We start from the raw sequence: 26,856 nt of genomic DNA on the forward strand, positions 1-26,856 counted from the left end.
AATATGCGATTTTAACGTGCGATTTTAGGGTTTGTTATTGATGTTTGATGATATTAGCGCATCGGTTTTTTAACCGCAGTCATATAATTAACATCGACGTTCTGTGCTAGCCAGTAGCGCTTGGTGATGGGGTTGTAATGCAGGCCAATGATGTCTTGACGCGTGAAGCCTGCATTACCAGCCATTTTATCCAGCTCAGCTGGGGTGATAAATTTGGCATAGTCATGGGTGCCGCGATCGAGCAAGCGCAATACATACTCGGCACCAACGATAGCAAATAAGTAGGATTTAGGGTTACGATTAATCGTAGAAAGCACACAAACGCCGCCCGGCGCTAATAGCTCAAAACAAGCCCGAACGATTGAGCTGGGATCAGGAACATGCTCCAGCATCTCCATACAGGTCACCACATCAAACTGCCCTGCGTGCGTTTTTGCCAGTTCTTCTACTGGAATATGTTGATAGCGTAAGGTCTCATTTAGACCGCTTTGTTCGGCGTGCAGTGCAGCCGCTTTTAGGTTTTCGGTGCCCAAGTCTACACCAGTCACATCAGCACCGCGGCGTGCCATAGACTCCGATAATATACCGCCACCGCAACCGACATCGATCACCTTCTTGCCAGCCAGTCCTGTCTCAGCTGTTTTGTGCGCATCATTACCACTATCGCTCTGATAGCCACGCTTGACGTTTTCTTCTGTCCAATTTAAACGTAGCGGATTGATTTCGTGCAAAGTCGCAAATGCGCCCGTCGTACTCCACCATTCACTCGCCAGTTTATTGAACTTTTCAACTTCGCTGGGATCCACATTGATATTGGCAGACTTAGTATTATCGAGATTACTGCTGAGTTGTTCATTCTCAGAAGGTGGAGAAGATAAAGTTGAGCTCATCGCATTTTTCCTTTATTGTCATTATAGTTTTTGTCGTATACAGGGTACGATTATGCTTTTAATGTTAGCATGATAGCAGCGGCTTTGTCGTGAGTACATCGTCACCGATTGTGAACTGGTTTGCCAATAGCCGATCGTTGTTAACCTCTTAAACTTTCACAATCATAAGCCCAAATATGACAAGCGAAAGGATACGTAAGCTCCCTTTACTAATAACTCACCGCTTTACCATGATTCTTTAAGAATCGGGTTCACAACTACGCGTGCTTTACGTTATTATAGTCGTTATTGTATGATAGGTCGATGTAAGCGGCGTATGGTCGTTTAGTCATTCTAAAACTCATAAGAACACCTCTGAAATTCGATACCTCAAGGATAAAGTATGAAACGTGTCATCACACTGACTGGTCTGGCCATGGCTATTGGGTTTGCCTCTATGGGCGCACAAGCTGCCGATTATGTCGCTGGAAAAGATTACCGCGTGCTGGACAATCCAGAAAAGATCAGCGGTGATGCTATCATTGTTCGTGAGTTTTTCTGGTATGGCTGCCCGCATTGCTACACCCTCAATCCGCATATGGAAAAATGGGCAAAAAGTAAAAGCAAAGATGTGGCATTTTTCAAAACCCCAGCAGCGCTAAACCCTGTTTGGGAAGCCAGTGCCCGTGGTTTTTATGCCGCGCAGTTGCTAGGATTTGAAAACAAGACCCATGACGCATTATTTGAAGCGATTCACAAAGACGGCAAAAAAATCTTTGACCAATCATCATTAAGTAAATGGTATGCGTCAAAAGGGGTTAATGAAAAGAAATTTAATAGCCTTTATAACTCATTCGCCGTCGGCACAAAAATTGGCCGCTCACAAGCGGGTGCTAAACGCTATCAGCTCTCTGGTGTGCCCGCAGTAGTGGTACAGGGCAAATACGTGGTGACTGGCGAAAGCGCCACTGTGCCTAAAGTTGTTGATTACTTGGTGGATAAGGTCCGTACTGAGAAAAAATAATACCAAACTCAAAAAAATAAAATACATAAGCTGGACACATAAAAAAGCCAATCCATAAATGATTGGCTTTTTTGCAGCTTAGTATTCTACTTTTAGCACTTTATACCTATCTATAGTCAGTGAAACGTAAAATCGATAAATCACGTACTACAGGTACCGTAGCGTTTTTAAAGTATTTTAACTATCTATATATCTATCAACTGAACCAAATGTCCATCGACTGAACCAAGCTCACTTAACTGTGTATTTTTTCTCACTGTTTTTTTAACTGCGACAAAATAGCCACTTCACGAATATAGCTTGCCAAATCTTCTTTTGATTCTGCCATCAGCTCATCATCGTTCATATGCTTAGCATACTCAATCCAGAGCAATAATTGATACATACTATTGTGTTCAGAGGCTTTGTATTGCTTGACGAACTGTTTCAGCGTGCCTTCGTCATTGATATTTAAACGCTCATACCAGCTTTCTATTTTAGAGACTTGCTCTTTGGGAAAAAATGCATCGAACAATGCTTTTACCAACTCGTGGCGATTCTCTTCGCTGATGAGTTTACCGACGCGCTTGGTCTGTCGATTACGGGCATTGGCGCTGGTGATATCAGCCAGTGCCATCAGTTCTGCCATAAAGTAATCGCTGGCTGGCAAAGACTTTAGCTGTTTTTTCGATAAGCTGGCAAGCGGTATCGACAACTGCTGTAAGCGCTCATGGGCTTTTTTGAGCTCTGTGCGCGAAACGCGCATATCCTGTTCTGACCAATCAATCATAAAAGCTCTCTGAGAATAAGGGTAATAAAATAGACACTATTTGGGCGATAACGATGATAATAATAATGACGTCAAGGTAATAATGACTTAACGATTACCAACGGCCTTTTTCGCGGTGTTTAGCCACAACCGTCAAGGCTTCTGGCAAATGTTCAGTGAGATGACGTTGTAACTTTTCAGTGATAAAAACCGAACGATGCTTACCACCTGTACAGCCGATAGCAACGGTTACGGTATGGCGATTATTATGCAAAAAGTCTGGCAACCACCGCGTCAAAAACTTGGCGATATCATCACTCATCTCGCTCACTTCAGGATAATCTGCAAAAAATGCCTCGACTTCGCTATCTAATCCTGTGGCGCTGCGCAAAGCGGCATTCCAATGCGGATTGGGTAAAATTCTAACGTCAAAGACAAAATCGGCGTCAATAGGGCTGCCATACTTGAAGCCAAAAGATAACAGGTTAATCACAATCTTATTATCTGCCCCGACTTGATCGCGTAGGCGTTCTTTTAGCTGATGAATATTGAGCTTGCTAGTATCGATAGTAACGTCAGCGCAACGGGCTATCGGCTCTAATAATTCAATTTCTCTCTTTATCGCCGCTGGTAAATTATATTTGGTGTTTTCAATACCATCAGCATCTTGCGCCATTAACGGATGGACACGACGCGTAGCGTTGAAGCGCGCGACTAAGATTTCCTCTTGCGCAGTGACATAAATGACCTGCACCTTTAATTCGCCATAGACCTGATGCAACTCTTTTTGAATCGCAGCAAAGTTGGAGAGGTCGGCGCGCGGTGAGCGAATATCAACGCCCAACGCCACGCGTTTGATACTACTCTCGTGGATCAACTTATGCGCCGCTTCCGGGACTAGCGATAAGGGCAAATTATCAATGGAGTAGTAACCTAAGTCCTCTAAAGTATTGAGTACAGAAGTCTTACCCGAGCCTGAACGTCCGGAGACAATGAGCACGCTCAGCTTGTCATCGCTCGGTGATGGCGTCTGAGGATTTACAGTGTCACTATCTACTACCATACTATTACCTTGATCCATTACCCGATTGATTGATAGGCTTGCCATACCCTAAACGACTAAAATCTTAAACGGTCTTTATATCTATAGTACGCTATTTATTCGAAACTGATTATGCTATTTAACAATGACCAATTGATTATCTAATAATCGCGCTTTGCCCAGTTTTGCCGCTATTAAAACGATTAACGCTTGTGTTTTATCTGCTAAACGAGGGCCGTCAAAACTAATAGGCTGCAGGTCAGTGGTCTTAACCTCTAAATAATCCATCTCAAATCCAACATCAACAATACGCTGACGAGCGTGCGTTACTAGTGACTGAAATACTAACTCAGTAAGGTTTTCTTCTTTTAGTTTCTGCGCTAACTGCTGGGCTAAATCTTGTAAGACTTGATGCAATACTGGCGCGACTTGTCGTTCAGCTACTGTCAAATACTGATTGCGCGATGACAGCGCTAACCCATCAGCAGCACGAACGATGGGCGCGCCAATAATTTCAATGGGATAACTTAAGTCACGTACCAATTGCTTGATAATCGCTAATTGCTGATAATCTTTTTGGCCAAATATTGCCACATCTGGTTGTACAATATTAAATAGCTTAGAGACGACAATACCAACACCATCAAAGTGACCAGGTCGCGATTGACCACATAACTGAGTAGTAATCGCACCAGCAAGAACCAATGTCGGCGGCGGTAGTACGGGGTACATCTCATCAATACTGGGCACAAACACATGGTCTGCGCCAACCGTCGCTAGTTTAGCCACATCCTCATCCAGCGTACGAGGATAACTGTCAAAATCCTCTCCCTCGCCAAACTGAGTAGGATTGACAAAGATGCTCACTACCACCACATCCGCATGCTGTTTGGCAATTTTGACCAGTTCAAGATGACCATCATGCAGGTTGCCCATCGTTGGCACTAACGCGATACGTTGTTGACCACGATAAGGCTTTAATACGTCGCGCAGTGCTGAGATATGGTGATGAATAATTGGCATTATTGACATTTCTTCTACTGATAATCGTAAAATATATCGACGGAACGGGGTGAGCTACATGCAATGAAAGAAACTGATTAACTAGCTAAATTGATGTTGTTCGCTTGGGAAGCTACCTTCGCGTACTGACTGCTGATAGAGTGCAAAGGCGCCTTCGACACTATGTGCCTGGTTACGCTCATCGGTCAAAAAGTCATGTACAAAACGTGGGACACGGCCGTGAGCCATACCTAGCATGTCATGCATCACCAAAACCTGACCGTCGGTATCTGCGCCAGCACCAATACCGATGACTGGCACTGCAACAGCCTCGGTTATCGCTTTAGCAAGTTCAGCAGGTACGCACTCTAGTACTAACAGCGCCGCACCAGCAGCGACGACGGCTTTGGCATCAGTAAGTAGCTTGTCAGCAGCAGCATCGCCGCGACCTTGGATTTTATAACCGCCAAACACATTGACCGATTGCGGGGTCAAGCCTAAATGCACACAAGTTGGCGTGCCCGATTGCGCTAACGTTGTGACCAAATCACCAAGCTCGCTACCGCCTTCAATCTTGATCACATGGGCACCAGCCTGCATCAACTTGCGGCTATTCGTCACCGCTTCTGGCAGCGTCACATAGCTCATAAATGGCAAGTCCGCTAGAATGAGCGCCTGCTTATTACTACGGGCGATATTGGCAGTATGATAAGCCATATCATCAACGGTCACTGGCAATGTTGAGTCATGGCCTTGTACCACCATACCCAAACTATCTCCAATCAAAATAGTATCAATTTGCGCTTTTTCCATCATGCGTGCGAACATCGCGTCGTAGCACGTCAAGCAAGTAAATTTGGTACCGTCTTTTTTGAATTGTTTTAAAGTAGATAATGTCGTCATATGTCCCTCAATGAATCTGCAATACTTTTTATCTGTCTTCACCCATCATTCTACTGCTGGTTAAAAACTTCATCAATCATTCGATAATAAGGTTAAGCCTGACCAGTCTGCGCTTTGTGGATATTCCTCTATTGGTTTATCGGCAATCACTACTGTTGGAGCAAGCTCGCGCAGCGGTACCAAGACAAAATTACGCTTAGCCAATCCTGCATGCGGAATGGTTAGTTGCGGCTCAGTAATCTGCACTTCACCGTATAATAAAATATCGACATCGAGGCTACGCTCACCCCAATGTCGTAAACGTGCCCGCATAGCCTGTTTTTCTAACTGCTGGCAAAAGGCGAGCAACTCCGAAGGCGGCAATGTCGTCTCAAAACCAGCGACTGCATTGACAAAGTCTGGCTGATCTTGTGGTCCCATAGGCGCCGAGGCATAAAATGAAGACACAGTAACCTCACGTATGTCCTCGTGTTCGCGCATAGTTGCAATTGCTTGCTGCAAATGCTCAACAGGTGAACCAAGCTCATTCGCTAGATTGCTACCCAAACCCACATAGCAGGTTATCCAATTAACGTTGTCCGCATTGTTATCGATATTAAACATTATCGGTACTGGGCTGACGGCGGCGACGCTTCGATGGTACAGGGCCTTTATTGTCGCTTATATGCTTACTTGTAGTGTCATTTACTTTGCGTGCAGCAGGCTGTTTTTTAGCCGCTTGACTAGTTTTATTCGGCTTAGCGTCTGTTACTTTAGCTGATTTATTAGCTTTAGTATCCGTTTTATCAGTAGACTGTGCACTAGATTTGGGGGCTTTTTTTGCATACTTAGCAGCAGGTTTAGATGCGCGCTTAGCTTCTTGTATCTCTACTTGTGCCTCTACGCTATCTGCATTATTCGTGCTAGCTACAGTAGGCTGACGACGGCGACGCTTATACGGAACCGGCTCGTTATTCATACTGACTAACGCAGGTGATCTTGCTATAGAACGAGTAGAAGTTGCTGTCGAAGATGAAGGTTTAGCCTCAGTTTGTTTAGCACTAGACGGCTTAGCTTTAGACGACTGCACACGACTTGATTGCTCAGTTTTCTTGTCAGATTTTGGCTGTATGTCTTCAGTCGAGGTATGCTTAGGGGCTGGTTTTTTCTGCACAGACTCTTTACTGTGCTTAGGGCTTTCATCATCTGTCAATTGCTTTTGGAAGGGCGGCACGACTTTTTCGTGTTCGATGACAAACAATGGCGCAGGCTTAGAGTGATGGCGCTTATTTGCCGCTTGGTGACTGTTATTGGCAAGCGATAATTGCTGTAACTGTGCAAGCTCATGGCTGTCTTGTGTTGCTTGCTGCGACTCATTATCCTTATTAGCACTATTGTTATTGGCACTACCCTGATTTTTATTGCTACCAGACTGCTGAGCAGGGGCCGACTGACTCGCCGCTCGGCGACGGCGTGATGGAATATTTGACGAATCATTTACCATAGTTTGGCTATTCGTACCCTTCTCAACATTATCATTGGCTTTATTTTGCTTAGCAGTATTTTGATGAGAAGTTGAATCATCCGCCGTGCTTGTCTCTGGCTTTTGGCGATTACGTCCACGACCACGTTGCGCTTGTTGTCCTTTTTTATAGGCACCGCGACGAATATTTTCATCAAACTCATCGATGGCTTGCTCTTGATCTTGCTCAGATAAGGTTTGGTAGGTCTGCCACCAGTCGCCCATGCCATTGGTCGACTCTGATAGCGGATGCTCGGCATCACCGCATTGCTCACGCAATAATAAAAAGTCAAAACCTGCACGGAAACGTGGGTGCTCAGAAAGCTGAACGATTTGCTTACTACGCGGGGCGGCCAATTTTGGCTGCAATATCCAAATATCACGGATAAACTGCTCGGCAAATTTTGGAATTGCGGTCTTGATACGCTGACGGTCGATAACTTTACTAGCAGCATGCATTTGCGCTTCAGCAAATGGCATGTTACGTTTTTTGGCTTTTGCCAATTGATGCAGATAATTTTCCCACAGCAATGCAGCGTAAAAGAACGCAGGGTTGATACTTTTGCCAGCCGCAATACGTTTGTCGGTATTGATAGCCACTTGAGTGACCAGTGCACTTGGCTCAGACGGCGGGTAGATAATTAAGCTATCAATCGCGCCCGACTCAAACAATAGTGGCAATAGTGGCACCAAATAACCGCCCGTGAACATCTTTTGTGTCTCATCATAGAGACGATGCGGTGATATTTGCTCGAGTAGCGCCCAGTTACCATCATGAAACTGCTGAGACAACTCTTCATCAAACTCAAAGCCTAATTTGGCTTTGAAACGTAAGGCACGCAATAATCGTACCGGATCTTCTTCGATACGTACCGGCGCATGGCCCAATAGGCGAATGATTTTATTATCGATGTCTTCAAGCGCACCGCAAAAATCATGAACCACACCTTTTAATGGCTGATAATAAAGCGCATTGATAGAGAAATCACGACGAGAGAAGTCTTGTTTGATATCACCCCAAACATTGTCACGTAGGATCATGCCGTCTTGATTGGTGGTGCCACTGCTGGTTGGTGGACCACGAAAGGTAGCAACTTCAATGAGCTCACGCCCTGAGTAGACATGCGCCAATTGGAAGCGCCGACCGATAATACGGCAGCGCTTACCAAAGACGTCTTTTATCTCATGCGGCTTGGCATCAGTAACGGCATCAAAGTCTTTTGGGCGCAGACCCAACAAGGTATCGCGCACGCCACCACCGACGATATAGGCATCAAACCCAGCTCGGGTTAATGTGGCAATCACTTCAGTAATGGAATTGGGTAATTCAGATTTATTCAGTTCTAACTGCTTGGCGGCACGCTCGGCCATGCATCTACTCCTCGCCGGTATTCTTTAACCACCTCTGACAGACACAGCGTTTATCAGGCGGATGTATCTGCTAGTTTAACAAATTTTACGCTTGCTGGGTGTGTAATGACCGTTACTTACGTGCTATTTTGTCAATATTGGGATTAATTAATGCAAAATACGCTTATTAGTCTTGCACGCTTAAACGCTGGCGATTTTTCTCAACGGTTTTTGCACCGATGCCTTTTACCTTAGTCAATTCATCAACCGTTTTAAAACCACCAAACATCTCACGATATAGGATAATCGCCTGCGCCTTGCTGCTGCCAATACCATGTAGCGAGACCAGTTGCGCTTCCGTCGCCCGATTGATATTAATACTTGCTTGCGTATGCGCTTGATTCTGCGCCGTTTCTTGCGCCAATAGATACTCATACGCCCTTTGCGGACTATCAAAACAAGGCGCCGCGTTAGCATAATTGAAGGTCCTAATAGCCAATGCTAGACAACAAGCTAGGCCAAGAGTAGCCTTCTTTATTAAGCTGGTTAACGTGGTTAAGCTGGCAAAAGCGGCTTTATGATGAGCGTTCATGCTGTTTCGCCGCTTCCCATAATGCGTCCATTTCTGTTATATCGCTATCCTCTAAATACTTGCCAGCAGCGGCTAGCTGTTCTTCAATATAGCCAAAACGCGATTTAAACTTATGCACACAAGTCAGGGTGGCGGTTTCCGCATCCAGATTAAGCTTACGTGCGACATTAACTAAGGCAAACATACAATCGCCTAACTCCTTCTCAATATCGCTAATATTAGCTTTAACCTCCGCTTTGGATTTGTCGGTCAGCTCCACCTTCAATTCATCGATCTCTTCTTCTAACTTCTCGAAAGCTCCTGCTACGCCTTCCCAATCAAAACCCAGTTTTGACGCCTGCTTTTGTAACTCTTGCGCTTGCATCAGTGCGCTACCTGCTTTGATATTGTCCAAACGACGCGGTGGCTTGCCACGCGCTTCGCGAGCTTGCCGCTCTTCCACCTTGATTTCATCCCAACGTAATTTAACAGCGGCATCATCTTTTAGGGTTTCTGCCTCAAACACATGCGGATGACGACGAATCAGTTTTTCTTGTAAGGTAGTAATGACGTCACTGATATCGAAACGCCCTTGTTCAGCGTACATCTGACAATGGAAGACCACTTGCAATAGCACATCGCCAAGCTCGCCTTTGATATCTTCGTCATCATCGCTTTGTACCGCTTCCCCTAGTTCATAGGCTTCTTCAATGGCGTAAGGAATCAGGCTATGATTGCTTTGTTTTTTATCCCAAGGGCAATCACTACGCAGCCGCGCCATTAATGACAGTAAATCGTCTAACTCACCGCTCGCTACAGGTGTTCCTTGTACAGGCTGAGGCGCTATTATTGCATTGTCTAAAGTAGTCATAAAGGATGCTCTTATTCTTGAATATTGCTGCATTTAATAGTTATAGTAGATTGACTATAGTGTAGCATTGAACGCGATTGGCTTATAATCGTGTTATTACTAAATATTTTTCTCATTGCTTATGCGTAAGGAACCTTATCATCATGTCCACTTCTGCGACTACTGGCTATCAACCAGCCACTGAATTTAATCCTATTACTATCCATTCATTTAAGGCCTATGATATCCGCGGTGAGCTTGGCGTCAATTTAGATGAAGACATCGCTTACCGTATCGGTCGTGCCTTTGCCCAGATTTTATGTCAGCATTATATGGCAGTTGATGCCACCACTGAACTAAAAAACTTAAATCCAGCTGTCGTTATCGGTAGCGATATCCGTCATTCAAGCGAACAATTAAAACAAGCCAGCATCAAAGGTATGCTAGATGCGGGGATCGATGTGATCGACTTGGGGATGGCTGGAACCGAAGAGGTCTATTTCGCCACTAGCCATTATCAAGCGTTGGGCGGTATTGAAGTGACCGCCAGCCATAACCCTATCAATTATAACGGCTTAAAACTGGTGAAAGAATACTCAAAACCAATTAGCGCCGATGATGGTTTGGCAGAGATTCAAGCGCTGGCAGAATCAGGGCAGTTTACCACTGATAAGCCATCTGGGAAGTTGCAGCTATTGACTGATAAGAGTGCCTATATCGACCATGTGATGACTTTCATTGATACTGATAAGTTAAAACCTCTTAAGCTGGTTATCAATTCAGGCAATGGCAGTGCGGGGCCCGTGGTTGACTTATTAATCGATAAACTCGTGCAAGCTGGCGCGCCAATTGAGGTGATTAAACTCCATCATAGCCCTGATGGCAGCTTCCCAAATGGTATTCCTAACCCAATGATTTTGGCCAATAGAACCGCCACCCAGCAAGCAGTTTTAGAAAACAAAGCCGATATTGGCATCGCCTTTGATGGTGATTTTGACCGTTGTTTTTTATTCGACGAACACGGTGAATTTATCGATGGTAGTTATGTCGTTGGTATGCTGGCGCAAGCGTTTTTGAATAAGGAGCAAGATCAGGAGCACGATCAAGAGCAAGGCGAGTCGATTGTTTATGATCCGCGGGTAATCTATAACACCGAAGCTGTTATCAAAGAACATAACGGCAAGGCGGTCATTAGCAAATCTGGTCACTCTTTTATTAAACAAGTGATGCGCGATTCTGGTGCTGTTTATGGTGGCGAGATGTCGGCGCATCATTATTTTCGCGATTTCTTTTATTGCGACAGCGGTATGATTCCGTGGCTACTGACCATCGAGTTACTATCCGTCACGGGTAAAACGCTATCCGAACTGGTCAGCGGTTATATCAAAGCCTATCCAAGCTCAGGTGAGCTCAATTTTCGCCTGACTAGCCATGATGCACCAACCATCATTAGCGCGATTGAAGAGAGGTTCAGCGCTCTACATCCAACCAAATCAACGCTTGATGGCTTAAGCTTAAACTTTGGGGAGTGGCGCTTTAACTTACGCGCCTCGAATACCGAACCGCTGATTAGATTAAATATTGAAAGTCGCGGCGATGAGCAGTTATTAGCAGACAAAACCCAAGATATTCAGCAATGGCTGGCTGCCCAAGGTGCTGTACCTGCATAAGCACTTATGATTGTTAAAAAACAGATAGTTTATAAAAAAAGCGCCGGTTAACTTTTAGATTAACGGGCGCTTTTTTATAGATTTAGTTTAGGGCATGTCCTCAATCTGAACGAAAGCAACTAAATGGGCTAAAAACGGCTAAATCTTGCCAAACTGTGTCAAATAGCTAGCCAATATCCTGATATTATCAGCACTATTTTCCTTGTTTGGCGACAATTTATCTCATTCTTATCACCATTTTCAAAATGAGGACACGCCCTAGTGCCTGTTGTCTGCAGCGCTAGTTTTGTACTTGATAAAAAGCCTTATTTTGCGCGACCAATGCCCATGTAGTCTCCCAGCAGACTATCAATTTGCGAGCGTGTTAAGGCGTTTTGTGCGTCGAATATAGGTATCGCTTGCTGATTTAATTGTGCCACATCCAGCTGATCGTCTGCCGACCAACTGATGATAAAAATTGCTTGCGCTTCATTAAGCTGTTGGTAAGGACTAGTAATCAAGTGTAGTAATGGTTGCTGTCCATAAAGTGCGGCAAGCTCAGACTGCGCTTTATCGCTATAGACCAAAGTGCGAATATTATAAGACCATAGCAAGGCTAATAATGGATGAATGGCCGAATCTGCCGTACGCCCTGAGCCCGCTTTATAACTACCGCCCCAAATCATCACCGCCTTATTATCGATAAAACCATCAAAATACTGCCAAAACTTACGAAATATCAGCTCTTTTTGGTCTTCGTTGATATGCATGACTGACTGCAACAACGGCATATCTAAGCTATGTTTTTGGCTTGCCTGTTGTAGCTCAATAAGCTCAGTCGGCAAGGTATTACCACCAAAGCCCCAACCAGCTTGCAAGTAGCTGCTACCAACCCGCTGATCAAGTCCCATAATATGACTTACTTGCTGGATATCCACTTGTTGGCTGTCCGCCAAACGTGACATCTCATTCATAAAGCTAACACGCGTTGCCAGCATTGCCATAATGCTGCTGCGGGCAAACTCTATCGTCGCAATATCTGCATGATGAGCCGCGCGGGCATGCTGCATTAAAGGCTTTAACAGCTCTAAATGCTGGCTACTGTCTGAGGTTTTTTCACCTAATAACCATAACGATGGATTCAACATCGAGCTATAGGCATCACCGTCTTGTAAGAACACAAACGGCACATAATATACCCAAGCCCGCTGCAAACGCTTCGATAAGGCTGAAACCGCACCTAATTGTTCGATACCACTCATAATCAGCGGTAAGTTCTGCTGGTGGCTGTGGTTAAAAGCGGTAATCCAGTTATCTTCTACCCATACTGGCTTGATACTGTCTAAAAACAGCCAATACAGCGACACTGTCTTTTTTTCATCAATAGGACTCATCGCCTCATAGCGCTGTATAAGCGCATCAGCACTTTCAGGCAGTGCGTGACTGATAATCTGTTGTTGCTGCCCATACATCTGCCATAACGCCTGCAAATGATGCTCAAAACCATATTGCTGTAGTTGCTGTGACAGCACCTCTTCGTCTGCATACAGATGAACATAATGACCGAGACTTGCCAGCACCACGGCACTGGTAATCGCCTCAATGCTATGACCTATAAGGACACAAACCTCATTGTTTTTGACATCTTGTGATTGAGGTTCATAGTTTTGGTTATGTAACGTATCAGCGCTCATGAGCTTACCTTTTATTATTTAGGGCGTGGCTTTATTTTAAAAATGGTTATAAAAATGAGATAAATTGCAGTCAAACGAGGAAAATAGCGCAAATAATATCGGGATATTAATCAGCTATTTGACGATGTTTGCCAAAATTTAGCCATTTTTAGCCCATTTAGATACAATCGCTTGAATTGAGGACACGCTCTAGTAGAGAGCTAAAAAGACAGCTGTTGAATATGCTGTAATAGCTGATTGGTAGAGGCATCAAAATGTTCGTTACTGTCGTGCTGCATGGCACCATGAACTGACTCTGCCATCTGCTTACCCATCTCAACGCCCCATTGATCAAACGGGTTGATATCCCAAATACTGGCCATGACATAAACTTTATGTTCATAGAGCGCAATCAGTTCGCCCAAGCTGTGCGGGGTCAGCTCGTCGATCAACAAGGTTGTAGATGGCTGATTGCCTCGGTAGTATTTATATTTATCAGCGTCGCAAGCAACTTGCCCATCAATTTCAGCGATTGCGTTATTACCTAAAGCCAATACTCGACTTTGTGCCAGACAATTAGCTAACGATAGCTCATGCTGCTGCTGCAATGACGCATTTTGTACCTCGCCACTATAACGGCGTACACAAGCGATAAAGTCGCAAGAAACCTGCTGCGTGCCTTGATGTAGTAGCTGATAAAAGGCATGTTGAGCATTGGAGCCAATTTCACCCCACAAAATCGGACAAGTATCATAATCAATATGCCCGCCATGCTGCGTGACCGATTTGCCGTTACTCTCCATTTCAAGCTGGGTTAAGTAGCTCGGCAAATAACTTAAACGCCCATCATAAGGTAATACGGTATGCGCATTCACTTTTAAAAAGGTACTGTTCCATACCGCAAGCAAGCCTAACAATACGGGTAAGTTTTCTGCAAAATCTGCCTGGGCAAAATGCTCATCCATACGATGAGCACCGGCCAATAATTGTTTAAACCCAGCCATACCAATGCGAATCGCAATAGCCAACCCAATCGCTGACCACAAAGAAAAACGCCCGCCAACCCACTCCCAAAGCTGTAATTGATGCTCGGGATGAATACCCCAAGCGCTCATTTTTTTGCTATTGGCAGATATCCCGATAAAGTGGCGACGTAATACACTGCCTTCGGTGCCAGCGCGCAGCTTGGCAGTGGCAAGCAACCATGACAATGCCGTTTTAGCATTCGATAGCGTATCAACGGTACCAAAGGATTTGGATGAGATAATAAATAAGGTAGTCTCAGGGTTTAAATGCTTGAGCAAGTTATCGAGCTGGGTGCCATCCATGTTAGAAACAAAATGCACCTCAATATCTGTATCTGCCCATTCATCGAGCGCGGTCGTCGCCATTAGCGGACCAAGATCTGAGCCACCAACACCGATATTGACCACATCGGTAATCGCTTGTCCCGAAAACCCGCGCCAGGTGCCATTACGCACCCGATCAGATAATCTGGCAACCTGCGCCAAACTGTGATGCACATCCTTAACCACATTTTGGTCGCTAGTTTTCAACTCTGCCGTCTCTGGCAAGCGCAGCGCTGTATGCAAAGCGGCGCGCTCCTCACTGGCATTAACCATCGCTCCTTGCATCAAACTCTTGATTCGCGCTGTTAAATCACAGCTATCAGCCAGACTTAGCAGGCTAGATAACACTCTCTCATCAATACACTGCTTGCTATAGTCCATATATAGCGCACCAGCTTGCGTACTAAAATGCTTAGCACGATCATCATCGTGTGCAAATAAATTGGCAAGTGACCATGGCTGCTCAGCAAGTATCTGTAACTGCTGCCAGTGTTTAGAGCTGCGAGCGCTGCTATACGCTTTATTATCTTCTATACCGTTCATCAACTACTCTTTGTTTGCTAATTGCTGCTGAGCGAAATAAATAAAGGCCTGCATATAAGAGCGCATATCCCCAGCATCATAGCTATCGCCGCGCATGGTCGTCACATCGACCCCGTGCTGGCTAATTAGCGCATCAATAGCGTCAGTCAGTTGAATTTCACCACCAACAGAGGCTGTAGTATTGGCCAAATAATCAAAAATATTATTACTAAACACATAACGCCCTACTACCGCTAAACGTGATGGCGCGTCTGCTAAATTTGGCTTCTCTACAAAACCGGCGACTTTAAAGCTAGCATTCAGATCAGCTTCATCAACATCACTGGTATCACTAAACGCTTCATTCAATTGGGCGATGCCGTATTTATGCACGTCCTCATCAGCGACTTGCTCAACCAGTATTTGTGAATGAGCATCATCAGCGAAGGCATTGAGCATAAAGGCTAAGTTATCAGCAGTCATATCGCCAGTAAAAGGATCAAGCACCACGTCAGGCAATAATACGGCAAAATCATGCTCACCAATAATCGGGCGCGCAGCGAGTACTGCATGGCCCAAACCTAATGGCTGACCTTGACGTATCATTGATACTGTTACATCCTCAGGCAACCAGTTTAAACTATCGGCTAGCGCATCTTTGCCTTTATGACGCAACTGGTTATCCAGCTCTGCATTGATGTCGAAGTAGTTCTCAATGGCACTTTTTTGCGCATGACCGACCAAGACAATATGCTTGATACCGGCAGCAATCGCCTCTTCGACGACATAATGAATAGCCGGTCGATTACCAAGCGGCAATAGCTCTTTTGGTACGGATTTAGACAATGGCAACATACGCGTGCCAAAGCCTGCGACGGGAATGACGGCGTGGGTAATTTTTTTCATAATTTTTAGACTGTATTAAAAGAAGGATGAAGTAATAGTTGTTTTTTATAAAAGCTAAGCTAGATTATAGCCGTTAGGGTTCATCTTTTGCCAACGCCAAGTATCTTGGCACATATCAGAGATAGAGAGTTTTGCTTGCCAATTTAATAAATCTCGCGCTTTATCAGCACTGGCATAACAACTCGCGATATCACCAGCGCGGCGGCTAACAAACTGATAAGGAATATCTTGTTCCGACACTTTAGAAAACGCCGTTACTAGCTCTAAAACAGAAGTACCGGTACCCGTACCTAAATTAATCGGTAGAAATCCTATTGAGCTTTTCTTATTTGAGCTGTGTTCTTCTATGCTGGTTTGCTGCTCTAAGTAACTCAGCAAGTAATCAAGCGCGGCAACATGACCTTGTGCCAGATCAGTGACATGAATAAAATCACGGACACCAGTACCGTCAATAGTCGGATAGTCATTACCAAAGATACTGAGCTTGGACAGTTTACCGACGGCTACTTGAGAGATATAAGGCATTAAATTATTCGGAATGTCATTCGGGTCTTCGCCAATCTGCCCTGATGGATGTGCCCCTACTGGATTAAAATACCTCAAAGGAATGAGGTTCCAGCTTTCATCTGATACAGCAAGATCTTCTAAGATATGCTCGACCGTTAGTTTGCTTTGTCCATAAGGATTGGTACAAGAACGCGGTGAACTTTCATCAATAGGTAAGACTTCAGGATCACCGTAAACCGTTGCTGACGATGAGAACACCAGATTTTTAACGTCATATTCTGCCATGACTTCCAATAAGCTAATCGTACCACTAACGTTATTATTATAATACATCAATGGTTTGGCAACCGACTCACCAACCGCTTTAAGACCTGCAAAATGAATGACACCAAAGAATTGATTGTCAGAAAACACCTGTCTTAGTAAATCCGTATCACGGATATCACCTTCCACAAAGTCAATTGGCTGACCGATAAGACTAGCAACACGATTGACCGCTTCGCGGCTACTATTGGATAGATTGTCGTATACTACTATCTCGTAGCCTGCCTGATGCAGCGCAATACAAGTATGCGAGCCGATATAACCTGCACCGCCAGTGACCAATATCTTGTTTTTCATAAAAAACACCATTACTCTTTTAATTTCATCATTCGTTTTTATTTATAAATGCCACTATACTGGTAACCCTATAATATTACCAACGTAAATACGCCCATATTGCTATAGCAAGCTGCTTTACGCCATCATATTTGTCTTATTATCGTTAAAGCAGGCTTTATCCATCCTGATACGCTACCAACCATAGCTGTTAATTATCTTATGAAATTTGAAGCTTACATTAAGCCGTTATTATCAGGCTACTATAAACACTATCGTCAGCCAAAACAGCGCTTAGCCTTGGTCGTCGGTATGCAGCCATGGCGTGACATGGTGGCCGACTGGGTGTTTGAAGCGTCTCATATTCAGACCCAACGCCACTTTGATCAACACTATTTTGATAAATGGCTGAAGCCTTTTATTCAGCGTATTAATCCGGTTATTTATATCTGGGGTTATAAAGCACCACCATTTTTTATCGATTATATCCGCGAGCAAGGTCTAGATATCTTCTTTTTAGAAGATGGTTTTATTCGTTCAGGGCCTGATGATGAGAGTGGTGCGCCGCCATTATCTATCGTAATAGACAGCCAAGCGCCCTACTTTGATACCAGTCGTCCAAACGATTTGACCGATTTAATCGCCAATTTTGACTTTGAGCAGGACGGCTATGATGAAACACTAGCACAAGAGATGCTCGATTATTACGTTGCGCGTCGCGTGAGCAAGTATAATCATCAACCTTATGTCGATGTCGTACCGATATATGGAATTAAGAATAAAAAACGTATTTTAGTATTAGGTCAAGTACCACATGATGATTCGTTAAAATACGGTGGCGGTATTGGTATTACCCTACTTGATGTGGTTAATCGAGCTATTAACGAGAACCCTAATGCACAAATCATCGTCAAACCGCATCCGATGACCCTCAATGATTCTTCTATCGTTAACACCCTAACTGAGTTAGATTGCCTTATTCTCACTCAGTCTATTCATTTGGTCGATGCTTTAGAGACCATCGATCATGTTTATACGATTACGTCATTAGGTGGATTTGAGGCGTTGTTAAGAGGCAAAAAGGTCACCGTATTAGGGCGACCTTTTTATGAAGCTATCTGTGAAAGAGAGGATAATAAGTGTCAATACTTCCTAATATGCTATCTATACAGTCAATATAATCACTGTGTTATATCTGCATGAATTTTTAGAAAAGCAGCAGGATCTTCTATTAATTTAGACTGACCTTGTTCAATCAAGATTTTATCAGCCAATTCACGTAAAGCGCCAAAGCCACCCTTGGTATTTGTCACTAAATCACACTTAACCTTGACATAATCTGGCGCATCAGCAACAGCCACGGCAACACCACAACTAATGAAGGCTGGTAAATCAATGGTGTCGTCACCGATATATACCGTATTGGCTTTGATAGTATTTGCACGCTGAATAATTTCTTGACAAGCCATTTCTTTATTTTTGATACCTAGCATAAAAATATCAATCCCTAAATCAGAAATCCTTTTCCTTAATGACTTTGAATCTTTACCTGATAATACTGCTACTTGAATGCCTGCCTGTTGCAACAGCTTTATACCTAAACCATCGCGCACATGAAAGCGTTTGATACATTCACCATGTTCATCATAGTAAATACCACCGTCTGTTAATACGCCATCAATATCCGTAATAACAAGGTTAATGTTAGAGAGTAAAGATTTTTCACTCTCTAATGGCTTACCTTGAAGAATAGCGATTACTTTCTCTAAATCTTCTGGAGTATCTACACCGGGTCCTGTTTGCATTACTTCAAATGCATAAATATCTATATCGCTATCTAACAATCTTAATTGCTCAAGCTGCTCTGCTATCTCAATTTCAGATTCAGCTAATTGAGAATATTGCTCTAGCACAGACTTACGGTAAGCATATACACCAACGTGTTGTTTATAATTCGTCTGTACATCCTTATCCCTAATAAAAGGTATAGGAGAGCGGCTAAAATAACAAGCACGACCACTGTGAGATGTTACCACTTTGACTGTATTAGGATCTTTAGCCTGATGCGCACTGATAGAATGATAAAGCGTTCCAACTTCAATTGACTTATCTGCTGCCATAGCATTAATTAGCAGCTCTAGATCCTCAGGACGAACCAAAGGCTCATCACCTTGTAAGTTGATATACAGATCAGCATCAACTTTATTCATTACTTCTACTAATCTATCAGTACCTGAAGCATGAGTTGAGCTTGTCATCACTCCCTTACCACCAAAACTGTTAACTACTGAAAGAATGTTTTTGTCATCTGTTGCAACTACTACAGTAGCGTTCTTAACAGATGCGGCTTTCTCATACACATGCTGAATCATTGGTTTACCCAAAATATCTGCAAGTGGTTTCCCAGGAAAGCGTGAAGATGAATAACGAGCGGGAATAACAATAGCAACAGATTGCATCTGATATACCTTTGAATAAGTTTTACTGAATGTCTAAATCAGGCAATGATTTAACCAAGTCATCAATTTGCTTCATTTGCTGTAAGAAAGGCTCTAGCTTATCGAGTGGCAAAGCACTAGGTCCGTCACATTTAGCAGCATCAGGATTTGGATGTGCTTCTAAAAACAATCCAGCAAGACCCGATGCCATGCCTGAGCGTGCTAACTCAATAAGTTGATCTCTACGACCACCCGATGCCTCACTACCTGCATTTCTAGTTTGCAGTGAATGCGTTACATCAAAGATAATTGGTAAGTTATTACTGACACGTTTCATAACGCCTAGACCTAGCATATCAACCACTAGATTGTCATAACCAAAACAACTACCACGCTCACAAAGCATTAATTTATCACTACCCATTTCATTAAACTTATTAATGATATTTTTCATTTGCTCAGGGCTGAGAAACTGTGGTTTTTTGATATTAATCGGTCGGCCAGTTTCTGCTAATGCCTTTATCAAATCTGTTTGGCGGGCTAAAAAAGCAGGTAACTGTAATATATCAATGACTTCAGCAGCTGGCTGACATTGCTCTATCTCATGAACGTCAGAAATAACAGGGACATTAAAAGTATCTTTAACTTCTTGCAATATCTTCAGTCCTTCATCCAACCCCGGACCACGGAAGGAATGTATTGAAGATCTATTGGCTTTATCGAAGCTGGCTTTAAATACATACGGTATGCCAAGCTTTTGAGTAATCTCTACGTAAGCTTCACATGCTCTTAGAGCAAGATCTCTTGACTCAATGACGTTAATACCGCCGAATAATACAAACGGCTTATCATTACCAACGCTAATATCTTCTGTAATCTTCATACCATACTTCCTAATAGATATGACTGGAGCAGCCATTTATATTTAATTAATACCAGCTTGTACTAAGTCACGCAAAGCAAGCACACCGACTAACGTACCACCATCTAAAACTATAAGTTGATTTACTTTCTTTTGTCTCATGATATTGAGCGCTTCTGATGCCTTCATATCAGGTGAGGTCGTAATAGGCATAGTCTTCATGACACTGGCAATCGGCTGGCTCATGTCTTGATTAACTGTAAGTAGGCGACGTATATCGCCATCAGTCAGTACTCCATAATGATTTTCATCATCTAGTACTACCGTCATCCCCAATCTTTTTTCTGTGATTTCGAATAGAGCCTCTATTATACTAGTGCTTCCTGTTACTAAAGGAATCTCGTCACCCGATTTCATCAGATCAGCAACATGAGTCAATAGCTTCTTACCTAGAGAGCCAGCAGGGTGAGATAAAGCAAAGTCCTCAGATTTAAAGCCGCGAGCTTCTAGCAAAGCGATAGCCAGTGCATCACCGAGTACCATTGTGGCTGTGGTACTCGATGTAGGAGCTAAACCCATTGGACAGGCTTCTTCAAAGTCGCCAAGCGTTAAAGCAACATCCGCTGCTTGAGGCAATCTACCTGATAAGTTTTTACTAATACTTATTAAAGGTAAGTCTAGTTTTTTAATCACAGGTAATAAAATATTAATTTCATCGCTATTGCCAGAGTTTGAAATAGCTAGGATGACATCGCCCTTTACAATCATACCAAGGTCGCCATGACCCGCTTCGCCAGGATGTACAAAAAAAGCTGGTGTACCTGTAGATGCCATAGTAGCTGCTATTTTACGACCTACTAAACCTGATTTACCCATACCAGTAATAATAAGGCGGCCTTTACATTCCAAAATTTCTTTGCAGGCTTTCGTAAAGTCACTCCCTACTGAAGCTGTGAGTCCAACTAAAGACTCTATCTCTATATTGATAACTTTTTCGAAGATTTCAGAATATTCATTTCTCATATTTTTTCTCAGAATGGAAAACTCAATAATCAATTTACTATGAGCTCTTGCAAATTTTAATATTCAATTTTTATTTCAGCTTTTTTTCTGTTCAGTGTAATGTTTTTTTCTATCTTTTGAAGTTCATATTTATGCAAGTTAATGATATTAATAGATTCTATTACATTGTCATAATTAACATCTCCTAATATCTCACGATCTAATACATAATCAAACCAACTACTATCACAAAGCAATCCTATCAAATCAGGGTCAAACCTCATTTTTATTAGCTTTGCTGCTACTCCACCGTAGATACTATAAGGAGGAATGTCTTTAGTAACAACTGAGTTAGCAGCAATTATTGCTCCGTCACCAATACTAACTCCTGACATAATGATAACTCGTCTACCTATCCAAACATCATTAGACCTTTTGCAAAAGTACCAGTTCATTGACTTCAACTGACGAAGTTACAAGGGCTAGCGATGACTTATGCAAGAGGTCTATTACCTACCTTAACCTGTCCTTGCTTGTTCTGCTGATTCTTTGATTTAATACTTTTGAATGCATCAAAGTTTCCTAAACCTCCATTGTCACCAAAAGCAAAACCAGATGTACTCAAGAAATTAATCGGATGTTGGAAAGGATTAATAATGACCTCTGCAGAAATAGAGCAGTAATTACCAATTTCTGTATTCCTTATTTCACATTTTTTACCAAAATAAGTAAACGCACCTACCTCACAGTTTCCAGAGATTACGCAATCTTGAAATGAAATAGGAGACGAGCATTTCAGCTTGCCTTTTAATTGAAGCAAGTCTATATTTAAACCTATTGACTTTACGGATCGTTGAGTAAAACTATATAACATACAATTCCCTCTATTATTTCAAGATAGCTTCAAATATAAATGTGATTAAAATTTAATAATAGCATATTATTAAAACAGTATGACTAATAAAATTATTCTTTAAATAATATATACAACCGTTACAATTTAAAAAATATACTGTTTTTTAATAATGATCATTATTAATTTTCAAGCCTAAAACATATCTTATTGTACGTTTTAAAACAGCTTAAATCTAAATACTCAAGTAAAAAGTAGATCTTAGAAGAATAGTCAATATATTATGATAGCTCTAAGGCATTCAACCTTTTATATAAGTCATCGCTAGCCTGCACAAATCTGTCAGTGGAAGTCAATAAACGAGTGTTTTCACAAGAGGTCTATTAGTTCCTATAAGTTTATTATCATAACTCTCTAATTACAGATCATTAAATATTTCTATATTTAATGATATAATTTATACAATCATCTATATCACATACTCTCTCTAAGTCTGGAGAATAATAACGGCTACATTCAATATATGAAATATAAAATACTTCCTCAATAGTTCTATTTTTTATACGTCTATCTTCCACTATTTTGTCTGTCGTAATACCCCAGTTTGAATAAAATGGTACACCATAACAAATAACTTCTTTATTATATAGTAAAGCTTCAAAACCAAGACCTGAGCTGCAGACATAAACTTTATCAACAATTTCTAGTAATTGATGAGGATGAATATCATAGTCAATTAAATAAACGTTATTTATGTCTCTAGTAAACTCTACATTTTCATCACTAAAGTAAGAACCCTTTGCTCCTTTCACAGCATCAGGGTGTCTTTTTATGATAATATCTGCTTCAGGATTATCTTGAATAGCGTCAATCAACATTCTTTGAAAGTCGTTTTCATTAGCTTTTGCACAGACTACAGATTGATCGCCATAGCGTTGATCAACTACAAGTACCTTACGTGCACTATCGCGACCTATTGAAACAGGTAAATGAGGAGAGTCGTTATACTTGGAGATATGATTGTCAGTTATCAACTTAATACTATTCTTGGCTTTCAACAGCTCTTCATCTGTAAATAATCTATCAGAATTTAGTATTTTTTCGAAACTTGAAGCCTTGTAAGAATCATAGTATGCTGTATTACTGCCGCACAGAGTAATAGACAAGGCTGGCTCTTTAGACAAACCTATACCAACTGATCTTATAAAACCATCCTCTATAATGAAAGGTTTTTTGCCAAAAGAATTCATGAGTTTTGAAACAGGTTTTTTATTATTACTTTCTGTAATACCCCACTGTATTACTTCGTCACAAAGAGAAGCTTCTATTTCATTCCTAGGCTTTATCATTTCAGAAAAATTCAAGAGTTCCGGTAAGTATAAGCCTGTATTTTTAATTAAATCTGGATTTGAGTTAGCAAGATATTTTATATGTGAATTAAAAGGCTCTACCTTTTCATTTTCTTCTAAATTTTCACTATTACTCAAAACTTCCAAGTATTTTGTAATTCTCGTTGAAGCTTGACCATCAAACCTCCCCGCTGATAGAGATTTTTCTGCCCAAGACCAATCTATGCTTTCAAGTGAAGCATTACTTGTCAACACTTCATCTATTCTATCAAAAAGTTCATCTTTATTATGTGCTACTGGAATTTTCATCCCATCCCACATTTGTGTAAAATCAAAATACTTTGTAGATACTACGGGAGTATCCGACAGTAAAGCCTCAAGAATTAAAGTACTATTAACTGATAATAACAGATCAGCGTGATATAAATTCTCAGCTACTGGTAAGAGATAAGAACCAGACTTATCAATAACCAATCTTTCATCAGCTTCCACCTTATCCTTTGTTCTTCTAAAAATAGTATTCTTATTATTACTTGGCGGTTCACGCATGATAAGTTGGGAATCATTTCTTTCACAGTAATCTATAATATCTAATAATGCTTGATTCTGTCGTTGAAGCGCATAACCTTGATCTACTTGAATATCCATAGGCTGTAAGGCATACAAAAAAATATTTTTATTTGGATCAAGACCATAAATCATACAAAAGTCTTTACGAGAAGTTAAGCTCTCGTAATTATTATAAATATCAAATTTTGGGGCACCAAGCACTTCAATCCTATTCTCATCTATGCCGCGTTCTATAAAAATATCTTTCTGCAATTGCCCCCACGTAATTATATGGTCACACTTAGGAAGGTTTATTTCATAAGCGCCTAACTTATACATATAGTACTTTTCTTGTGATAAAAATACAGATTCATGGAGCACCAGAATTGTTTTTATTCCTAAGTCATTACATGCATTCACTAGAATTCTCATTGCAGGATGCCAGTCAAAAGTAAATATAACTCCCTGAATATCTTTTTTAATAACTGCTAAGTGACTTAGTAGAAATTTCCGGTATTGGGCAGGATCTTCACGTGAAAACCTTGAAATATTTTTTCTATTTACTTCGCCATAACCATCAAACAACTGAAGTGGGTAGATCTTAAAATTTTTCGATTTATTTATAGACTGTATTACTGCATCACCATGACTCTTTATCCAAGGCAAGTATAAATAAGCTTCCTTACCTTCTTCAAAACTATAATCAGGTTTCAAAATACTTAAAGACTTCAGAGCGGACTGCTTAGATTCTATTTCATAGCCACTTTTATTACTACCCTTAGCTCTATCATTTGTTTTTGACTTATGCTTATTATCAAGTAAATAATCATCGCCATTTAAGCTTGAATTTATCTGTTTTATTCTTTTTTTAAAAGAATCTAGAAAAAAAAGAGAAGGGTTTTTTGCTAATTTAGTAAGTTTACTCACAGTTTCTTTACACCTTATATCTTACATCTTATTTAATTGAATTTAATATATTAACTAATTGATTGAAATACATAGCTAGCTTTAATTACATCTATTTTTCCAGCATACTCTAGCCTATGCCTATATCGTTTTTATTTATTAAGCAACATACCGATCTATTTTAAAAAACTAATACACTGCTCATTTAATAAGGCAGAATTTTGAATACTCTCATACTTTTTTCTCTTATGCCAAAATTTTCCAATGGATTATAGAAGCCAATCTGGTAGTGTTCTAAAAAAGTATGCTAACAATCATCAGCCGTATTCTATACTCAATTTTAGAATGACAGCCTTAGTAGCTCAAGGTATGGTCACCAGTGAACTGACGCATGCAGTTCTTACATAGGTAGTTTTGCTTACCATAGCCTTTTATACCATTTTCTTTAAACTAGGACTATGGCAATTGGGACGAATAAAGTCTATTTTTGTCTTCATAATCTTAAACATATCATCTTACTTTGGTTGTCACTCTTCCTTTATTCCCTCAGCATACCTTTTGATACACCGTCGCCAATCTTTCTACAATTAAAGTATCGCGTTCGTCAATTCAGTTATATAGTCAAAGAACTTATAAATCGCCACACAGCCATAAGAAATAAAAGAACAAGGTATCAACACAATCTAGCCGCCACTCTTTACGTTTTTGTTTGTCCCAAGCCCACATCTGCTCGATAGGATTTAAATTAGGACTGTAAGGCGGCGACCATAAAATAGTGTGATTTGCACTCTCTATGAGTTCAGTCGTGTCTTTTCGCTTAGGAAAGGTTGTAGTACTCGAGCACAGCTCTCCCCTTGCGCTCGAGCAAAGCAGTGCTTTGCTTTATCCTCGCTCATATCCATAATGATTACGCTGTCTTTCGGTAGGCCTGGTAGCAGCAGTTGTTCAACCCAACTATGGAATACATCGCTATTGACACTGCTATCATAGAGTCCAACAGCGAACAGCTAGCGCCTATAGCATTGGTTTGGTTCTCAAGCTGCCAGTTGTATTTTCCAAAGCATTTTTTACCTCTATGAGAATAACCGTAAGGTCTATTCTTATGAGATTTAAAGCCACTTTCATCAAGATAGATAATGGGCTTATCATCAAACTTAAATTGCGCTAACTTTTCAAGAAATATTAGACGTTTTTTATCATCTCCTTTTGGATGAGTTAAGCTCTTTTTTTTGAGTGATGCAGAGTCGTTTTAAAGCGATGCCTATCGCTCTTTGAGTGCAGTTAAAACGCCGAGCCCGTTCGTGCTGATAATCATCAGGATAAGCGTCTACATCAGCTCTTAGTAAATCATCGTCTATCTTTGTCGGAGTAAATTGACGTTTTTTACGCTCAGGGAATTTTTTCCAACGCTGAATGGTATTGGTGCTAATTTGATACTCCTCTGCAAGTTGTCGAATGCTATAGCCTTCTTCAAGCTTATTGAGTATCAGTTGTCGGTAGTCTTTTGAGTATGCCATATCATATACTGTAGCGGATTTATGTTTCTTTTACTATACATCTGAACATTTCTCAATAATAGGTCATCGCATACTTTACTGAGTGGTTTATACCTAATTTGTTTGGCAATTTAATTTTTGAGCCCTCACTGTAATATGGTTTTGATAGTATTCTAGGAAGTCCAAACTTGGCTGTTACTTTTTCATTTGACATTTTTCATAAATCGTATTTGGAAGTCCGCTGAATAAACCTCAGAAGTATTCTACCACTTTTCTTATCTCTTAGATTAACACACCAAGTGCAACGCTAAATTATATTATAGAACACCTGATTG

The 26,856-nt window shown here is 41.4% G+C and carries 23 protein-coding genes and 1 pseudogene; 3 read left to right on the forward strand and 21 right to left on the reverse strand.

Annotation, left to right across the window (positions count from 1 at the left end; genetic code table 11):
• Positions 1 to 53: 53 nt before the first annotated feature.
• Complete coding sequence (gene ubiG, locus EI162_RS01805; RefSeq protein ID WP_192522722.1) at positions 54 to 890, reverse strand: bifunctional 2-polyprenyl-6-hydroxyphenol methylase/3-demethylubiquinol 3-O-methyltransferase UbiG; 837 nt, start codon at positions 888 to 890, stop codon at positions 54 to 56.
• A gap of 382 nt (positions 891 to 1,272) precedes the next feature.
• Here ubiG and EI162_RS01810 point away from each other — a divergent pair, with 382 nt between their 5' ends.
• The gene (locus EI162_RS01810) at positions 1,273 to 1,893 is read left to right on the forward strand and encodes a thiol:disulfide interchange protein DsbA/DsbL (RefSeq protein ID WP_192522723.1); all 621 of its coding nucleotides are present in this window, start codon (positions 1,273 to 1,275) and stop codon (positions 1,891 to 1,893) included.
• Positions 1,894 to 2,146: 253 nt separating this feature from the next.
• Here EI162_RS01810 and yjgA read toward each other — a convergent pair whose 3' ends face one another.
• From yjgA to mazG, 8 genes are all read right to left on the reverse strand, one after another.
• Positions 2,147 to 2,662, reverse strand: a complete 516-nt coding sequence (gene yjgA / locus EI162_RS01815) for a ribosome biogenesis factor YjgA (RefSeq protein WP_192522724.1) — start codon at positions 2,660 to 2,662, stop codon at positions 2,147 to 2,149.
• Between the two features lie 94 nt (positions 2,663 to 2,756).
• Positions 2,757 to 3,704, reverse strand: coding sequence for an RNase adapter RapZ (gene rapZ, locus EI162_RS01820; RefSeq protein WP_192522744.1), 948 nt, complete (start codon positions 3,702 to 3,704; stop codon positions 2,757 to 2,759).
• A 114-nt stretch (positions 3,705 to 3,818) separates the two neighbouring features.
• The gene (gene panC / locus EI162_RS01825) at positions 3,819 to 4,706 is read right to left on the reverse strand and encodes a pantoate--beta-alanine ligase (protein WP_192522745.1); all 888 of its coding nucleotides are present in this window, start codon (positions 4,704 to 4,706) and stop codon (positions 3,819 to 3,821) included.
• Positions 4,707 to 4,787: 81 nt separating this feature from the next.
• Positions 4,788 to 5,588 carry a 3-methyl-2-oxobutanoate hydroxymethyltransferase gene (gene panB / locus EI162_RS01830; RefSeq protein ID WP_192522725.1) on the reverse strand — a complete coding sequence of 267 codons (801 nt, stop codon included), beginning with the start codon at positions 5,586 to 5,588 and terminating at the stop codon, positions 4,788 to 4,790.
• A gap of 72 nt (positions 5,589 to 5,660) precedes the next feature.
• A complete protein-coding gene (gene folK / locus EI162_RS01835) occupies positions 5,661 to 6,191 on the reverse strand; it encodes a 2-amino-4-hydroxy-6-hydroxymethyldihydropteridine diphosphokinase (RefSeq protein ID WP_192522726.1) in 531 nt (176 codons plus the stop codon).
• A complete protein-coding gene (gene pcnB / locus EI162_RS01840) occupies positions 6,184 to 8,460 on the reverse strand; it encodes a polynucleotide adenylyltransferase PcnB (protein WP_192522727.1) in 2,277 nt (758 codons plus the stop codon). Before pcnB ends, folK begins: the two co-directional genes overlap by 8 nt.
• A gap of 166 nt (positions 8,461 to 8,626) precedes the next feature.
• The gene (locus EI162_RS01845; protein ID WP_192522728.1) at positions 8,627 to 9,031 is read right to left on the reverse strand and encodes a ComEA family DNA-binding protein; all 405 of its coding nucleotides are present in this window, start codon (positions 9,029 to 9,031) and stop codon (positions 8,627 to 8,629) included.
• Positions 9,015 to 9,881: a nucleoside triphosphate pyrophosphohydrolase gene (gene mazG, locus EI162_RS01850; protein WP_192522729.1), complete on the reverse strand. Its 867-nt coding sequence runs from the start codon at positions 9,879 to 9,881 to the stop codon at positions 9,015 to 9,017. Before mazG ends, EI162_RS01845 begins: the two co-directional genes overlap by 17 nt.
• Positions 9,882 to 10,024: 143 nt before the next feature.
• Between mazG and EI162_RS01855 the strand changes: the two genes are divergently transcribed.
• Entirely contained in the window at positions 10,025 to 11,530 is a 1,506-nt protein-coding gene (locus tag EI162_RS01855; protein WP_192522730.1) for a phosphomannomutase CpsG, read from the forward strand.
• Positions 11,531 to 11,835: 305 nt separating this feature from the next.
• On the opposite strand, the gene EI162_RS01860 is transcribed toward EI162_RS01855, so the two are convergent.
• From EI162_RS01860 to galE, 4 genes are all read right to left on the reverse strand, one after another.
• Entirely contained in the window at positions 11,836 to 13,203 is a 1,368-nt protein-coding gene (locus EI162_RS01860; RefSeq protein ID WP_192522731.1) for a UDP-glucose/GDP-mannose dehydrogenase family protein, read from the reverse strand.
• 200 nt (positions 13,204 to 13,403) lie between these two features.
• Positions 13,404 to 15,074 carry a glucose-6-phosphate isomerase gene (gene pgi, locus EI162_RS01865; protein WP_192522732.1) on the reverse strand — a complete coding sequence of 557 codons (1,671 nt, stop codon included), beginning with the start codon at positions 15,072 to 15,074 and terminating at the stop codon, positions 13,404 to 13,406.
• 3 nt (positions 15,075 to 15,077) lie between these two features.
• Positions 15,078 to 15,959, reverse strand: coding sequence for a UTP--glucose-1-phosphate uridylyltransferase (locus EI162_RS01870; protein ID WP_192522733.1), 882 nt, complete (start codon positions 15,957 to 15,959; stop codon positions 15,078 to 15,080).
• A gap of 54 nt (positions 15,960 to 16,013) precedes the next feature.
• The gene (gene galE, locus EI162_RS01875) at positions 16,014 to 17,087 is read right to left on the reverse strand and encodes a UDP-glucose 4-epimerase GalE (RefSeq protein WP_192522734.1); all 1,074 of its coding nucleotides are present in this window, start codon (positions 17,085 to 17,087) and stop codon (positions 16,014 to 16,016) included.
• A 201-nt stretch (positions 17,088 to 17,288) separates the two neighbouring features.
• Here galE and EI162_RS01880 point away from each other — a divergent pair, with 201 nt between their 5' ends.
• On the forward strand, positions 17,289 to 18,269 hold the full coding sequence (locus tag EI162_RS01880; RefSeq protein ID WP_192522735.1) for a capsular polysaccharide biosynthesis protein: 981 nt from the start codon (positions 17,289 to 17,291) through the stop codon (positions 18,267 to 18,269).
• On the opposite strand, the gene kdsB is transcribed toward EI162_RS01880, so the two are convergent.
• The 8 genes and pseudogenes from kdsB to EI162_RS01920 form a co-directional block, all read right to left on the reverse strand.
• On the reverse strand, positions 18,248 to 19,525 hold the full coding sequence (gene kdsB / locus EI162_RS01885; protein ID WP_192522736.1) for a 3-deoxy-manno-octulosonate cytidylyltransferase: 1,278 nt from the start codon (positions 19,523 to 19,525) through the stop codon (positions 18,248 to 18,250). The two genes, EI162_RS01880 and kdsB, sit on opposite strands and share 22 nt — an antisense overlap.
• A gap of 22 nt (positions 19,526 to 19,547) precedes the next feature.
• Positions 19,548 to 20,387, reverse strand: coding sequence for a 3-deoxy-8-phosphooctulonate synthase (kdsA, locus tag EI162_RS01890; protein WP_192522737.1), 840 nt, complete (start codon positions 20,385 to 20,387; stop codon positions 19,548 to 19,550).
• A 42-nt stretch (positions 20,388 to 20,429) separates the two neighbouring features.
• The gene (locus EI162_RS01895) at positions 20,430 to 21,389 is read right to left on the reverse strand and encodes a KpsF/GutQ family sugar-phosphate isomerase (RefSeq protein ID WP_192522738.1); all 960 of its coding nucleotides are present in this window, start codon (positions 21,387 to 21,389) and stop codon (positions 20,430 to 20,432) included.
• A gap of 229 nt (positions 21,390 to 21,618) precedes the next feature.
• A pseudogene (locus EI162_RS14880) lies at positions 21,619 to 21,796 on the reverse strand (DapH/DapD/GlmU-related protein); the annotation flags it as partial.
• 65 nt (positions 21,797 to 21,861) lie between these two features.
• Positions 21,862 to 22,242 (reverse strand): hypothetical protein, encoded by a 381-nt coding sequence (locus tag EI162_RS01905; protein ID WP_192522740.1) that lies wholly within the window; start codon positions 22,240 to 22,242, stop codon positions 21,862 to 21,864.
• A gap of 407 nt (positions 22,243 to 22,649) precedes the next feature.
• Positions 22,650 to 25,046, reverse strand: coding sequence for a hypothetical protein (locus EI162_RS14825; RefSeq protein WP_192522741.1), 2,397 nt, complete (start codon positions 25,044 to 25,046; stop codon positions 22,650 to 22,652).
• Between the two features lie 609 nt (positions 25,047 to 25,655).
• The gene (locus EI162_RS14885) at positions 25,656 to 25,898 is read right to left on the reverse strand and encodes a transposase (protein WP_413038363.1); all 243 of its coding nucleotides are present in this window, start codon (positions 25,896 to 25,898) and stop codon (positions 25,656 to 25,658) included.
• A gap of 323 nt (positions 25,899 to 26,221) precedes the next feature.
• Entirely contained in the window at positions 26,222 to 26,542 is a 321-nt protein-coding gene (locus tag EI162_RS01920) for an IS630 transposase-related protein (RefSeq protein WP_192522742.1), read from the reverse strand.
• Between the last annotated feature and the right edge of the window lie 314 nt (positions 26,543 to 26,856).

The organism is Psychrobacter sp. FME6 (genome assembly GCF_014861365.1).
Classification (GTDB): domain Bacteria; phylum Pseudomonadota; class Gammaproteobacteria; order Pseudomonadales; family Moraxellaceae; genus Psychrobacter.

What these genes read in the sequence shown, in the direction of transcription:
- pcnB (WP_192522727.1), bottom strand. Translation starts at nt 8,460, where the DNA reads ATGGCCGAGCGTGCCGCCAAGCAGTTAGAACTGAATAAATCTGAATTA.
- EI162_RS01855 (WP_192522730.1), top strand. Translation starts at nt 10,025, where the DNA reads ATGTCCACTTCTGCGACTACTGGCTATCAACCAGCCACTGAATTTAAT.
- EI162_RS01920 (WP_192522742.1), bottom strand. Translation starts at nt 26,542, where the DNA reads ATGGCATACTCAAAAGACTACCGACAACTGATACTCAATAAGCTTGAA.
- kdsB (WP_192522736.1), bottom strand. Translation starts at nt 19,525, where the DNA reads ATGCAATCTGTTGCTATTGTTATTCCCGCTCGTTATTCATCTTCACGC.
- EI162_RS01895 (WP_192522738.1), bottom strand. Translation starts at nt 21,389, where the DNA reads ATGAGAAATGAATATTCTGAAATCTTCGAAAAAGTTATCAATATAGAG.
- ubiG (WP_192522722.1), bottom strand. Translation starts at nt 890, where the DNA reads ATGAGCTCAACTTTATCTTCTCCACCTTCTGAGAATGAACAACTCAGC.
- EI162_RS01845 (WP_192522728.1), bottom strand. Translation starts at nt 9,031, where the DNA reads ATGAACGCTCATCATAAAGCCGCTTTTGCCAGCTTAACCACGTTAACC.
- EI162_RS01870 (WP_192522733.1), bottom strand. Translation starts at nt 15,959, where the DNA reads ATGAAAAAAATTACCCACGCCGTCATTCCCGTCGCAGGCTTTGGCACG.
- rapZ (WP_192522744.1), bottom strand. Translation starts at nt 3,704, where the DNA reads ATGGTAGTAGATAGTGACACTGTAAATCCTCAGACGCCATCACCGAGC.
- panB (WP_192522725.1), bottom strand. Translation starts at nt 5,588, where the DNA reads ATGACGACATTATCTACTTTAAAACAATTCAAAAAAGACGGTACCAAA.
- folK (WP_192522726.1), bottom strand. Translation starts at nt 6,191, where the DNA reads ATGTTTAATATCGATAACAATGCGGACAACGTTAATTGGATAACCTGC.
- yjgA (WP_192522724.1), bottom strand. Translation starts at nt 2,662, where the DNA reads ATGATTGATTGGTCAGAACAGGATATGCGCGTTTCGCGCACAGAGCTC.
- mazG (WP_192522729.1), bottom strand. Translation starts at nt 9,881, where the DNA reads ATGACTACTTTAGACAATGCAATAATAGCGCCTCAGCCTGTACAAGGA.
- EI162_RS01860 (WP_192522731.1), bottom strand. Translation starts at nt 13,203, where the DNA reads ATGAGCGCTGATACGTTACATAACCAAAACTATGAACCTCAATCACAA.
- galE (WP_192522734.1), bottom strand. Translation starts at nt 17,087, where the DNA reads ATGAAAAACAAGATATTGGTCACTGGCGGTGCAGGTTATATCGGCTCG.
- pgi (WP_192522732.1), bottom strand. Translation starts at nt 15,074, where the DNA reads ATGAACGGTATAGAAGATAATAAAGCGTATAGCAGCGCTCGCAGCTCT.
- kdsA (WP_192522737.1), bottom strand. Translation starts at nt 20,387, where the DNA reads ATGAAGATTACAGAAGATATTAGCGTTGGTAATGATAAGCCGTTTGTA.
- EI162_RS01810 (WP_192522723.1), top strand. Translation starts at nt 1,273, where the DNA reads ATGAAACGTGTCATCACACTGACTGGTCTGGCCATGGCTATTGGGTTT.
- EI162_RS01880 (WP_192522735.1), top strand. Translation starts at nt 17,289, where the DNA reads ATGAAATTTGAAGCTTACATTAAGCCGTTATTATCAGGCTACTATAAA.
- EI162_RS01905 (WP_192522740.1), bottom strand. Translation starts at nt 22,242, where the DNA reads ATGTTATATAGTTTTACTCAACGATCCGTAAAGTCAATAGGTTTAAAT.
- panC (WP_192522745.1), bottom strand. Translation starts at nt 4,706, where the DNA reads ATGCCAATTATTCATCACCATATCTCAGCACTGCGCGACGTATTAAAG.